9 protein-coding genes are annotated in these 13067 nt (G+C 67.5%); 3 read left to right on the forward strand and 6 right to left on the reverse strand.

All coding sequences use genetic code 11. The annotated features are described in order from the left end of the window. Positions 1-100 precede the first annotated feature (100 nt). The 3 genes from ACYVD7_RS04025 to ACYVD7_RS04035 all read right to left on the reverse strand — a co-directional run bounded on the left by ACYVD7_RS04025 (position 101) and on the right by ACYVD7_RS04035 (position 3078). Positions 101-1528: a TolC family outer membrane protein gene (locus ACYVD7_RS04025; RefSeq protein WP_460759365.1), complete on the reverse strand. Its 1428-nt coding sequence runs from the start codon at positions 1526-1528 to the stop codon at positions 101-103. Positions 1529-1547: 19 nt separating this feature from the next. Beyond that, positions 1548-2234 carry a protein-L-isoaspartate O-methyltransferase family protein gene (locus ACYVD7_RS04030; protein ID WP_460759367.1) on the reverse strand — a complete coding sequence of 229 codons (687 nt, stop codon included), beginning with the start codon at positions 2232-2234 and terminating at the stop codon, positions 1548-1550. A 172-nt stretch (positions 2235-2406) separates the two neighbouring features. Then, positions 2407-3078, reverse strand: coding sequence for a TetR/AcrR family transcriptional regulator (locus ACYVD7_RS04035; RefSeq protein ID WP_460759370.1), 672 nt, complete (start codon positions 3076-3078; stop codon positions 2407-2409). A gap of 114 nt (positions 3079-3192) precedes the next feature. Between ACYVD7_RS04035 and ACYVD7_RS04040 the strand changes: the two genes are divergently transcribed. After that, positions 3193-4323 (forward strand): efflux RND transporter periplasmic adaptor subunit, encoded by a 1131-nt coding sequence (locus ACYVD7_RS04040; protein WP_460759372.1) that lies wholly within the window; start codon positions 3193-3195, stop codon positions 4321-4323. 19 nt (positions 4324-4342) lie between these two features. Continuing rightward, positions 4343-7558: an efflux RND transporter permease subunit gene (locus ACYVD7_RS04045; protein WP_460759375.1), complete on the forward strand. Its 3216-nt coding sequence runs from the start codon at positions 4343-4345 to the stop codon at positions 7556-7558. 167 nt (positions 7559-7725) lie between these two features. Here ACYVD7_RS04045 and thrC read toward each other — a convergent pair whose 3' ends face one another. The 3 genes from thrC to thrA form a co-directional block, all read right to left on the reverse strand. Beyond that, positions 7726-9009, reverse strand: a complete 1284-nt coding sequence (gene thrC, locus ACYVD7_RS04050; protein ID WP_460759377.1) for a threonine synthase — start codon at positions 9007-9009, stop codon at positions 7726-7728. A 236-nt stretch (positions 9010-9245) separates the two neighbouring features. Next, positions 9246-10181, reverse strand: coding sequence for a homoserine kinase (locus ACYVD7_RS04055; protein WP_460759380.1), 936 nt, complete (start codon positions 10179-10181; stop codon positions 9246-9248). Between the two features lie 98 nt (positions 10182-10279). Next, positions 10280-12808: a bifunctional aspartate kinase/homoserine dehydrogenase I gene (gene thrA, locus ACYVD7_RS04060; RefSeq protein ID WP_460759382.1), complete on the reverse strand. Its 2529-nt coding sequence runs from the start codon at positions 12806-12808 to the stop codon at positions 10280-10282. Between the two features lie 73 nt (positions 12809-12881). Between thrA and ACYVD7_RS04065 the strand changes: the two genes are divergently transcribed. Next, positions 12882-13028, forward strand: coding sequence for a hypothetical protein (locus ACYVD7_RS04065; RefSeq protein WP_460759385.1), 147 nt, complete (start codon positions 12882-12884; stop codon positions 13026-13028). The last annotated feature ends 39 nt before the right edge of the window (positions 13029-13067 follow it).

A 13067-nucleotide genomic window follows, 5' to 3' on the forward strand; every position in this document is an offset into this window, starting at 1 on the left:
GATGTTCCGGCGCTTGGCTCCTTCAACCCACCAGCAGCGACCGATCTCCGGAAACAACAAAGGCGGCCATGGCCGCCTTTGTTTTCGCAACGTCGCAGTGTTACTTCAGCGGCGACTGCACCGCGGCTTCGGCGTTCACCGACAGCAGGCGGTTGACGTCCTGCACGTCCTCGACGTCGAGCGTGCCGGCGGCCTGTTCGAGCAGCAGGCGGTTCTGCAGGAAGTTGTAGCGGGCCTGCGCGTAATCCTGCTGCGCGCTGAAGAGGTTGCGCTGGTTGGCCAGCACGTCGAGCACGGTTCGGGTACCCACTTCCAGACCGACCTGCGACGCCTCGTACGCGGCACGCGCGGACACCAGCGCCAGGCGGCGGGCCTCCACTTCGCTGATGCCTGCGACCAGGGTCTGGTAGGCGTTGCGGGTGTTGCGTTCCAGCGCGCGCTTCTGCCGTTCCAGTTCGTCCTGCGCGACGTCGCGGCGTGCCAGCGCCTGGCGCACGCCGGACTGGGTGGCGCCGCCGGTGAAGATCGGCACCGACAGGGTGATGCCCACCTGCGGGCCGCGGCTGCGCGTGTCGACCGGACCGGAGAGGGAGCCCCAGCCGCCGCTGAATTCGGTGTCGCCCCAGCTCTTGCGGTCGTTGTAGCCACCGTTGAGGTAGAGCGTCGGGTAGTGGCCGGCGCGGGCGGTGGAGACGTCGGCATCGGCCGACTTCACCTGGAATTCCTTCGCCTTCAGTGCCGGGTTGTTCTCGACGGCGCTGCTGACCCAATGGTCGATGTCGCCCGCTTCCGGCAGCACCGGCTGGAAATCTTCCGGCAGGCCCTTGAGGTTGTGCACCGGCTGGCCGGTGATCTCGCGCAGCGCCTGGTAGGCGTCTTCGACCGAGTTGCGGGCGAGGATGGTGTTGGCGCGCGCGCTGTCGTACTGCGCGCGGGCTTCGTGCACGTCGGTGATCGGCGCCAGGCCGACTTCCAGGCGCTTGGAGGCGAAGTCGAACTGCTTCTTCAGCGCGGTTTCGGCGGCCTCGGCGGCAGCCAGCGTCTCCAGCTGCACCAGCACGGTGAAATACGCCGCGGAGGTGCGCGTGATCAGCGCATCGCTTGCCGATTCCAGCGCGAAGTCGCTGGCCTGGCTCAGCGCGTTGGCGCTGCGCAGGCGGGTGATGCGGCTGTGGTCGTAGACCATCTGCTGCACGTTGACGCCGAGGTCGCGCGTGGTCGTCGTCGTGGTGGTGTCGCCGCTGACGAAGACGTCCGGCGTCGCCGGGTTGTTGTCGGTATCGACGAAGGACGAATCCGGGCCGGTGCTGCGCGAGCGCGACAGCGTCGCGTCACCGCTGATCTGCGGCAGCATCGCCGCACGCGCCTGCACCGAACCCTCGTGGGTGACCAGGCGGTTGGATTCCTCGGCGGAGAACTGCGGGTCGCCGGCGCGCGCCAGCTCGTAGGTCTGCAGGAGGTCTTCGGCGTGGGCCGCGGTGGGCAGCAGGGCAAAGGCCAGGGCGAGTACGAGGGGGTGACGGCTCATGCAGGTTCCTTGTGTGTCCTTACAACTCGAATGTGGCCGCCGGCGCGGTGCCGACGAGATAGGGGAGGTCGGTTTCGAAAAGTGATTCAACAGCCGGCGATTCGACAGCCGGAGATTCGATGCGCGTGGTGCCCGAAGCGTTGCGCACCAGCACCGCTTCCATCGCCGGCGAGCGGCCACGGACGATGAACATGCGGCCGCCGGGGGCGAGCAGCGCGGTGAACTGCGCCGGGATCTGGGCAACAGCGCCGGTGACGCAGATCGCCGCGAACCGGCGCGACGTCTGGTACTGCAGGGCGTCGGTGGTGACCACCGCGACATTGCCGATGCCTTGCTTGGCAAGGTTGGCGCGGGCGGCGTCGGCGAGGTCGGCATGGATCTCCAGGCTCACCACTTCGCGTGCAAGGCGACCCAGGCACGCGGTGAGGAAACCGCTACCGGTGCCGATTTCCAGCACATCGTCGGCCGGCGACAACGCCAGCGCCTGCAGCGCACGGCCTTCGACCACCGGCTTCATCATTTCTTCGCCGTGGCCCAGCGGCAGTGGCAGGTCGGCGTAAGCCAGCGCGCGGTGCGCGGCGGGAACGAAATCCTCGCGCGGCACGGCGCCCAGTACGGCCAGCACGCGCGGATCGAGCACGTCCCACGGCCGAACCTGTTGTTCGACCATCAGTTCGCGGGCCTTGGCGTAATCGAGCGTGCTCATCATCGGGGGTTCTGGGTGGGTTGCGCGGGGCGCCAATTCTAACGATCTGGGCTGCCGACCGGCGCGCAAAGGATGGCTGGCCGGGTCATGGGTGTTTTAGTGCCATAAGTAACCAGTACTCCCGGTGCGGCGGTCTTGCGGGCCACGTCGCGGCCTGCCCACGCCCTGCGAGCTAGCCGCCGCGACCGGCCGCGTAGGCACGCAGGAAGAAGTCCACCGTGCCCTGTACGTGGGCGTCGACGTCTTCCGGCGAGAAGCCATCGCTGCAGCCGCACAGCAGGCGCATGTGCAACTCGCCCTTGAGCAGGCAGAAGAACTGCGACGCGGCGAGGTGCGTGTCGGCAATGTCCAGGGCGCCGGCGCGGACTTCTTCCTGCAGGAATCCCTCGAACGCCTCGCACACGCGCTGCGGCCCGGCTTCCCAGAACAGCTGCCCCAGTTTGGCCGGCGGCGGTTGCGTGGTGACGACACGGTGGATGGCGAGGGCTTCCTCGCTGGTGATGAGCGCGAAGAAGGCGTTGCCGATGCTCAGCAGCTGCTCGCGCAACGGCCGGCCGGGGACGAACTGGAACAGGCCGGTGGCCAGTTGTTCCTCGCACTTGGCGCTGATGGCGGCGGAGAACAGCGTCTCCTTGTCGCCGAAGTGGCTGTAGACGGTGAGCTTGGAGACGCCGGCCTCGGCGGCGATCTGGTCCATGCTCACGCCCTCGAAACCATGCGCGGTGAACATCCGCTTGGCGGCGTCGAGGATCGCCGCGCGCTTGCCCAGGTCCTTGGGCCGGCCGGGGCTGGACGACCTTGGCAGGTCGTCGCGGGCAGCGGTGGGCTTGGTCGGGGAGCTCATGCAGGAATACTAGACTAATCGGTTTTGTAAATATACAGTACTGGCAAGTTCACTAATGCCGCCGTTCAAGGCGAGGGCTCCGCCGCCATGCGTACTGCTTCCCTGACTACCTATATGAGCGGTGCCGTCCTGGCGCTGGCCGTGGCCGCACTGGCCGGCTGCGGCAGCGATGCCAAGACCGCTGAGGCGCCGCGCCCCGTGCTGGTCGCGCATCCGGGTGGTGGCCCGGACGCTGCGCTGACTGCCTATCCCGGCGAAATCCGCGCCCGCGAGGAAAGCCCGCTGTCCTTCCGGGTCGGCGGCAAGCTGGTGCGGCGCGATGTCGATGTCGGCGCGCACGTGCACCAAGGCGACCTGCTGGCGGTGCTCGATGCCGGCGACCTGAGCGCGCAGGCCCGCGCCGCGCAGGCACAGCTCACCGCCGCCGAAGCCGAGCTCGCCCGAGCCCGCGCCGACCAGGCCCGTTTCGCCAAGCTCGCCGGCCAGCAGCTGGTCAGCCGTTCCACCCTCGACGCGCAGAACGCCGCGGCCACCGCCGCCCAGGGACAGGTGAACGCTGCCCGCGCCAATCTCGATGTCGCACGCAACCAGGCCGGATACACCCAGTTGCGCGCCCCGCGCGACGGCATGATCGCCAGCCGCGCCGCCGAGGCCGGGCAGGTCGTTGGTGCGGGCCAGACCGTCTTCACCATCGCAGCCGACGGTGGCCGCGAAGTCGCCATCGCCCTGCCGGAAGCACGCATCCGCGAATTCAGCGTCGGCCAGCCGGTGCTGGTCGAACTGTGGAGCGCGCCGGATCAGCGACTGCCCGGCACGATCCGCGAGATTTCTCCTGCCGCCGATCCGCTCGCGCGCACCTACGCCGCACGCGTGAGCCTTGCCAGCGACGCCGGCAGCGTCGTCGACCTGGGCCAGAGCGCCCGCGTCTATGTGCAGCAAACCGGCGAGCGTGCGGCGATGACGCTACCGCTGTCCGCGATCCAGCGCGGTGTCGGCAATGCAACGGCGGTGTGGGTGGTGGATTCGACGACCAGCAAGCTGCACCTGGCGCCCGTGCAACTCGGTGCGTTCGCAGAAACCACCGCGCCGCTGCTGTCCGGGATCAAGCCCAGCGACTGGATCGTCGTTGCCGGCGGTCACCTGCTGCGCGAAGGCCAGCAGGTCGCCCCCGTAGATCGCGACAACCGCCCGGTTGCACTGACGTCGACTGCGCCTGCCGGCGCGGTTGCGACGACTTCCAAGTAATCGCGCAAGGATCGTCGACATGCGTCGTTTCAATCTGTCCGAGTGGGCGCTGAACAACCGCAGCCTCGTTGTCTACGCCATGCTGCTGCTGGCCCTGATCGGCGCGTGGTCCTACCGCCATCTGGGCCAGTCGGAAGATCCGCCCTTCACGTTCAAGGCGATGGTGGTGCGCACGCTGTGGCCGGGCGCGACCGCCGATGAAGTCTCGCGCCAGGTCACCGAGCGCATCGAGAAGCAGCTGATGCAGACCGGCAAGTACGAGTTCATACGCTCGTACTCGCGTCCGGGCGAATCGCAGGTGATCTTCATGGCGCGCGATTCGCTGCGCTCGAAGGAAATCCCCGACGTCTGGTACCAGGTGCGCAAGAAGATAGGCGACATCCGCCCGACGCTGCCGCAGGGCGTGGTCGGTCCGTTCTTCAACGACGAATTCGGCGACACCTTCGGCAACATCTACGCGCTGACCGGCAAGGGCTTCGACTACGCGGTGCTGAAGGACTACGCCGAGCGCGTGGAACTGGAACTGCAGCGCGTGCCCGATGTCGGCAAGATCGAGCTGGTCGGCCTGCAGGACGAGAAGATCTGGATCGAGGTCAGCAACACCAAGCTGGCCACGCTCGGCATTCCGCTGAGCGCAGTGAAGGACGCGTTGGAACAGCAGAACGCGGTGGTGCCGGCGGGCTTCTTCGAGGCGCCGACCGAGCGCGTGCAGCTGCGTGTGAGCGGTGCGTTCCAGTCGCTGGAAGAGATCCGCGATTTCCCCATCACTGCGGGCGGTCGCACCATCCGCCTGGCCGACGTCGCCACGGTGACGCGCGGCTTCAGCGATCCCGCCGCGCCGCGCATGCGCTTCATGGGCGAGGACGCGATCGGTATTGCCGTCGCGATGAAGGACGGCGGCGACATCCTCAAGCTTGGCCAGACGCTGGAAGGCGAATTCACCCGCCTGCAACGGTCATTGCCCGCCGGCATGGAACTGCGCAAGGTCTCCGACCAACCTGCCGCCGTGCACGAATCCGTCGGCGAGTTCGTCCGCGTGCTCACCGAGGCAGTCGCCATCGTGTTGCTGGTGAGCTTCTTCTCGCTCGGTCTGCGCACCGGCATGGTGGTGGCGGTATCCATTCCGCTGGTGCTGGCGATGACCTTTGCGGTGATGAACTACTTTGGCATCGGCCTGCACAAGATTTCGCTGGGCGCACTGGTGCTGGCGCTGGGCCTGCTGGTGGACGACGCGATCATTGCCGTCGAGATGATGGCGATCAAGATGGAGCAGGGATTCTCGCGATTGAAAGCCGCGAGTTTCGCCTACGAAACAACGGCATTTCCGATGCTCACCGGCACGCTGGTGACCGCGGCGGGCTTTCTGCCGATTGCCACCGCGGCATCCTCTACCGGCGAATACACGCGTTCCCTGTTCCAGGTGGTGACCATCGCGCTGATCGTGTCGTGGATCGCGGCGGTGCTGTTCATTCCGTACCTCGGCGACAAGATGTTGCCTGACCTGCACCAGCCGCAGGCCGCCAAGCCTGGTTCGCCGCTCGCACGCTGGAACGCCATGCGCGCCAATGCGGCCGACCGCTGGCCGGCGTTCGCGAGCGTGCTGGCACCGCCGCCGCCGCACGATGCCGCGCATGATCCCTACGCGACGAAGTTCTACGTCACCTTCCGCAACGTGCTCGACGCCTGCCTGCGCCGACGCTGGCTGGTGATCGGACTGACCATCGCGACGTTCGTGGTGTCGGTGCTGATGTTCCGCTTCGTGCCGCAGCAGTTCTTCCCGGACTCCACCCGCGTCGAACTGATGGTCGACATGGAGATGGCGGAAGGCGTCTCGCTGCGCGCCACCCAGGTGCAGGCGGCCAAGCTGGAGAAGCTGCTGGCCAATCGCGAAGGTATCGACAACTACGTCGCCTACGTTGGCACCGGTTCGCCGCGCTTCTACCTGCCGCTGGACCAGCAGCTGCCGCAGACCAACTTCACCCAGTTCGTGGTGCGCGCCAAGGACATCCATGCCCGCGAAGAACTGCGTGCCTGGCTGATCCGCGACGTCGCGCCGCAGTTCCCCGAGCTGCAGTTGCGCGTCACGCGCCTGGAGAATGGTCCGCCGGTCGGGTATCCGATCCAGTTCCGCGTTTCCGGCGAACACATCGATCGCGTGCGCGCGCTGGCCAAGCAGGTCGAGGCCGAAGTCCGCAAGAATCCCAACGTCACCAACGTCAACCTGGACTGGGACGAGCCCAGCAAGGTGGTGAAACTGGTCATCGACCAGGATCGCGCTCGCGCGCTGGGCGTGAGCTCGTCGCAGGTCGCCAACTTCCTGTCCGGTTCGCTGTCGGGATTGAACGTGAGCACGTACCGCGAAGGCAACGAGCTGGTGCAGATGCTGCTGCGCGGCCCGGCCGATGAGCGCGCTCGCATCGACCTGCTCGGCAGCCTGTCCGTGCCGACGACGAATGGCCGCTCGGTGCCGTTGTCGCAGGTGGCCAAGCTCGAATACGTGTTCGAGGACGGCGTGATCTGGCATCGCGATCGACTGCCGACCGTCACCGTGCGCGCCGACATCCGCACCGCGCTGACGCCGCCGTCGGTGGTGGAGCAGATCGAGCCCACGCTCAACGACATCCGCAAGTCGCTGCCGGAAGGCTACCTGCTGCGCACTGGCGGCACCGTGGAGGATTCCGCGCGCGGCCAGAACTCGATCAAGGCCGGCATGCCGCTGTTCCTGCTGGTGGTGGTGACGCTGCTGATGCTGCAGTTGCGCAGCTTCTCGCGCACCGCGCTGGTGCTGCTGACCGCGCCGCTGGGCCTGATCGGCGTGACGCTGTTCCTGCTGGTGTTCCGCGTGCCGTTCGGTTTCGTCGCGTTGCTGGGCACGATCGCGCTGGCCGGCATGATCATGCGCAACTCGGTCATCCTGGTGGACCAGATCGAGCACGACATCGCTGCCGGCAACGATCGCTGGCACGCGATCATCGAGGCCACCGTGCGCCGCTTCCGCCCGATCGTGCTGACCGCACTGGCCGCGGTGCTCGCGATGATCCCGTTGACGCGTTCGGCGTTCTTCGGGCCGATGGCTGTCGCGATCATGGGCGGGCTGATCGTCGCCACCGTGCTGACACTGCTGTTCCTGCCAGCGCTGTATGCGGCGTGGTTCCGCGTCAATCCGGCGGAAAAGCAGCACGCACCGACGCCGCCGATCCAGGCCAGTCCCGCCGGAAACCTGCCGTCACTCTGACCCTCTTTCGCGACCGGGCCGCCCGCCTGGCTCTCCCCCCTCCCGACCTACGGGCGGCCCGGCCGCGATCCTTGCTGCAGTTACTTCCAACTGTCATTCCGAGCGAAGCGCGGAATCCGCTTTCGGCTCAACGCGCGCGTGAGCCTGCGTCGCGGTTGCGGCAACAGTCAGTCTTCAAGCCGCTCGCGCAGCGCGGCATCGTCTGCCGCCAGTGCTTCCGCGTGCGCCGGGCGGTCCAACCATGCCGCCAGTCCCGCTGGCGGCTCGACCCGATGACCCGCCAGCGGCTCGACGATCGTGTCGAACTTCGCCGGATGCGCGGTGGCGACGACGGCCCACGGTCGCGTATCGCCGCGTTCGCGTAGACCTTCCAGCACATGCAGGCCAACGGCCGTGTGCGGGCAGGGCACGATGCCGTGTCGTGACGGTGCGGCGGAGATGGTGGTGCGAATGGTCTCGTCGTCCACGCTGAAGGCCTGCATCGACGCGCGCAGCTCCGCATCGCTGCCGTGCCACCAGCGCAGGCGCTCGAAATTGCTCGGCGTCCCCACGTCCATGGCATTGGCGAGCGTGGCGATGCTTGTGCCTGGCGCGTAATCGGCGCCAGCGAAATAGCGCGGAAGCACATCGTTGGCGTTGCTGGCCAGGACGATGTCGCCAATCGGCATGCCCATTCGCCGCGCCAGCCAGCACGCCAGCGCATTGCCCAGGTTGCCGGTGGGTATGACGAAGTTGAGCGCAGCGTCGTGACCGCTGCGGAACTGCAGCGCCGTGTGTGCGTAGTACGCCATCTGCGGCAACAGGCGACCCAGGCTGATGCTGTTGGCCGAGCTGAGCGTCATACGCGACCTCAGCGACGCATCGTTGAGCGCCTGCTTCACCATCCGCTGGCAATCGTCGAAGCTGCCGGCGACACGGAACGTGCGCACGTTGTCGCCGAAGCAGCCCAGCCCGTGTGCCTGTCGCGGCGACACGCGTCCGTCCGGATACAGGATCGCCACGTTGAAGCCGGGCCGTTCGTTGAACGCGGCGCCAACTGCCGCGCCAGTGTCACCCGACGTGGCGACGAGGATGGTGACTGGTTGGGCCCTCGGATCGCGCAGGCGTGCCAGCGACCCGGCAAGAAACCACGCGGCGTAGTCCTTGAACGCGGCCGTCGGGCCGTGGAACAGCTCGAGCAGGTGATCGCTCGGACCATTGAGGTCGCGGAGCGGTGCCGGGAAGTTGAAGGCCTCTTCGCAGATTGCCAGCAACGCGTCGCGCAGTCGCGATTGCGCGAAATAGGGCTGGAGCAGCGCGTGTGCCGTCGCCGCCAGCGTGGCGCGCGGCGCGTCTAGTTCGCTACGCGGTATGGATGCGGGAACGTAAAGCCCGCCATCCGGCGCGAGACCAGAGGCGAGGGCGACGTCGATGGAGACGGCAGACGAGCCGCGGGTGCTGATGAAGTCCATGGAATGATCCGGTCAAATTGCTTTGCCCCCTCCCTTTTGCGCAGCGAAGGGGAGGGCCGGGGAGGGGTGCCTCTGATGTTGCGGTGGATCTTTCCAGTCGTCCCGGCAAATCCAGACAGGGCTAGTAATCCAGGGCTTCGTATCAAGGGCTCGAGGTCCAACCTTGCGGGGAGTGCGCCGCAAAGAAGCACCCCTCCCCAACCCTCCCCTTCGCTGCGCTAAAGGGAGGGGGCAGTTCAGGGCGCTATAACATCCGCACGCGGCCCGTTCACCGGCGATACGTGCGCATCGCTGTCGAGCCCGGCCTCCGCAAACGCCGCCTGCATCGCGCGCGAGGCGGTGGTCGCCTGATCCGCAGTGTCGAACCAACCGAACACCGTCGGCCCTGCACCGGAGATGCTCGCGCCGAGCGCGCCATGCGCCATCGCGGCCGCCTGTACTTGGGCGAAGCCGGGAATCAGCCCCGCGCGCCGCGGCTCCACCAGCACGTCGCGCAGGCCTTCCGCGATCAACGCGCGATCGCCGCGCGCCAGTCCGGTGAGGAACAACGCCAGGTGCTCGCTCTGCTGCACGAACTCGCCCAGCGGATACGGCGCAGACAACGCCGCGCGCGCACGGCGTGTTTCCAGTACGAAATGCGGATGGACGATCGCGCAGTGCAGGTCCGGCGCCGACAGCGGGATCGCACGTGTCGGCGTGGCCAGCACGACGCCGCCGAACAACATCGGCGCGACGTTGTCCCCATGCACGCTGCCGCTGGCGACTGCTTCGCCAACCAGCGCGAGCAGGTACAGGTCATCGCGGCTCAACGGCGCATCCAGCACGGCATTCGCGGCCACCAGCGCGGCCACACAGGAAGCGGCCGAGCCGCCCATTCCCGAGCCCAGTGCGATGCCCTTGTGCAGGCGCAGCTCGAAACCGTGGGCGATGCAGTGGCGTTCGCGCAGCTCGATGAGCGCACGGCCGGCGGTATTGCGCTCGGCTTCCAGCGGCAGCTCATGCGCGCCAAACACGTCGCCGTCGATGCCGACGATGCGAACCTCTGGCGCAGCGATGCGTGTCACCGTCGCGGTGTCGCCCGGTCCGTGGATGGTGTGGCCGAGCAGGTCGAAGCCGACACCGATGTTGCCGACACTGGCGGGAGCGAAGGCGGTGGCTTGGGTTGCGGTCATGGGGTCGTGTCGTGGGTGCGTGTCCTTCGACTTCGCGCCGTTGGCGCTACGCTCAGGACGAGCGGTGGTGGGGGCATCGCAGTCAGTGGCACGATCGCTCATGGGCGTGCTCCCAATGCCTGCGCTATCGAGAGGATATCGCCGAATACGCCCGCGGCCGTCACGTCCGGCCCCGCGCCTGGCCCTTGGATCACCAGCGGGTTGCTGGCATAGCGCCGGGTACGGAACTGGATCAGGTTGTCGGTGAGCTGGCTGTGCAGGCTGGCGTGACCGGGATCGGGCGATACGAGGCCGACGCTCGCGCGCCCTTCGCGGCCGTCATCGGAGATGCTCAATCGGGCGAGATAACGCAGGGATCGACCTTCGCTGCGTGCTGCATCGAGTCGCGCCTGCAGCGGAGCATCGAGCTCATGCAGCCGGGCGAGGAATTCGTCGCAACTGATCTCGCGCAGCGCAACGGGCACGAGGCTCTCGATCTCCACGTCTTCCAGCGAGATCTCGTGGCCCGCCTCGCGCGCCAGGATCACCAGCTTGCGCGCAACGTCGACACCGGACAGGTCGTCGCGCGGGTCCGGTTCGGTGTAGCCCAGCTCGCGTGCCTGCGCGACCAACTGCGAGAACGGCACGCTGCCGTCGAACTTGTTGAACAGCCACGCCAGCGTGCCGGAGAACACGCCTTCGACTTCGGTCAGTTCGTCGCCGGTATCGAGTTGGCAACGCAGGGTCTGGATCACCGGCAGGCCGGCGCCGACGGTGGCTTCGTAGCGGAAGTGACCGCCATGTCGGGTTGCCGCACGTATCGCGCGATAGCGTTCCAGTGGCCCACTGCCGGCGCGCTTGTTCGGCGTGACGACGTGGATGCCCGCAGCCAGCCACTGGGCGTAGTGGGCGGCGACGTCATCGCTGCCGCTGCAGTCGACGATCATCGCGTGCGGCAGGTGCTCGGCGCGCACGTGCGTGGCGAAGCGATCCAGGTCCAGGTCTTCGCCGTGTTCGAGCGACGAAACTGCATCCGCCGGATCCATCGCCCGCGGGACCAGGTGCATCCGCCGGCTGTTGGCGATCGCACGCAGACGCAGGTCGAGGCCGCCCGCACCTGATTCGGTGGGTTCAGTGCCGTTGTAACGCGGCGCCGCCTGCGCCAGCTGTTCCAGCAGAGCCCGACCGACATTGCCCGGACCGATCACCCCGACCGACAGCGTCTGCGGCGACAGCCAGAACGCCGAATGCGCGGCGCGCAGGCCGCGCGTGGCGTCCTGCGCGGCGATGGCGACGGAGATGTTGCGTTCGCTCGCTCCCTGCGCGATTGCGCGGATGTTCACGCGCGCCTGGGCGAGGCCCGAGAACAACTGCGCCGACACGCCCGGCGTGCCAACCATGCCGTCGCCCACTGCGGCGAGCACGGCGATGTCGGGGGTGATGCGCACGCCTTCCACCTGGTCATCGGCGATCGCGTCGCGAAATGCGGCGTGCACCGCCATGCGCCCGCGCTCGGCCTGGTCCGCGCGCAGCACGCAGCAGATCGAGTGTTCGGAGGATCCTTGCGAGATCATCGTCACCGACACGCATGCGGTGTGCAGCGCGGCAAACATGCGCTCGGCTGTGCCGGGCACGCCGATGAGGCCGGCGCCGGTGAGTTCCAGCAGCGCCATGTCGCTGACCAGGCTCAGCCCCTTTACCGGCGACGCTGCAGGATCGGAGGTTTCTGTGATCAGTGTTCCCGGTGCTGCCGGATTGAGCGTGTTGCGGATGCGGATCGGCAATCCGGCGTGCATGGCGGGTGCCATCGTCTGCGGATGCAACACCTTGGCGCCGAAGTAGGCCAGCTCGCAGGCTTCCGCGTACGACATCGAATCCAGGCACACCGCGTCGGGCACCAGTCGCGGATCGGCGCTGAGAACGCCGTCGACGTCGGTCCAGATGGTGAGTTCGTCGGACTCGAACAGCACCGCGAAGATCGCCGCGGAATAGTCGCTCCCGTTGCGGCCGAGCGTGGTGACAACGCCCTGCTGGTCACGAGCGATGAAGCCGGTGACGACGACGTTGGGTTCGTGATTCGTTGCGCGCCAGGTGGTCAGTCGTGCGCGACTGGCGTCCCAATCGACGCCGACGCCTAGTTCGCCGGGATGCACCACCAGCACGTCGCGTGCGTCCAGGCGCGTCCAGCCTTGCGCAGCGCCGCCGAGTGCGGTAAGCAGCAGCTTCGACGACCAGACTTCGCCGCTGCCCTGCAGGGTGGCAAACCATTCCGGCTTGCGTGAGGGTGTCGAGAGCAGTCTGTTCGCGGCTTCAAACTCGGCTGCGAGCCAAGCCGCGAGTCCCTGCGCGTCGTCAGGATCGAGTGTCGATGCGGCCGCCAGGTGCCTCTCGCACAGCTGCGACCAGCTGTCCGTCCAGGGCTGCTTGTCCAGTGCCGCCTGCGCCAGCGCCGTCAAGGCATCGGTGACGCCATGCATGGCCGACACCACGGCCATGCATGGCTGCGATGACGTCAGCAACGAGGCGACATTCCGGTAGCGATCGGCGTTGGCCACGCTGGTGCCGCCGAATTTGTGCGCATGGCACGACGCGGCGCGCGCGGAGGCGCGTGATTTCGCCTTTGGCGATTGGGAGGGCAAGAGGGACATGCAAGGGCTCCTGTGAGCCCCGCGAACGACCGGAGGGGTTGCCCCGCATCCGGATCGGATGCGGAGCGGGGTGATGGATTCTCAGTCCGACACGCCCAACCGCACCCGCCACCTGGTGGTGGTCGTGGTAGTGCGGGTGGTGGTAATCGCGCGCACGCCGGACTGCGCAGCGGTGCTGCGGGTCGGCGCGGTGCGGGCGGAAAGGCTGGACATGGCCTAGTGATAGCGGGCGGGGTGGGGGGATGTCAAATAACCAAAA

The sequence above is a fragment of the Lysobacter fragariae genome (genome assembly GCF_054779775.1).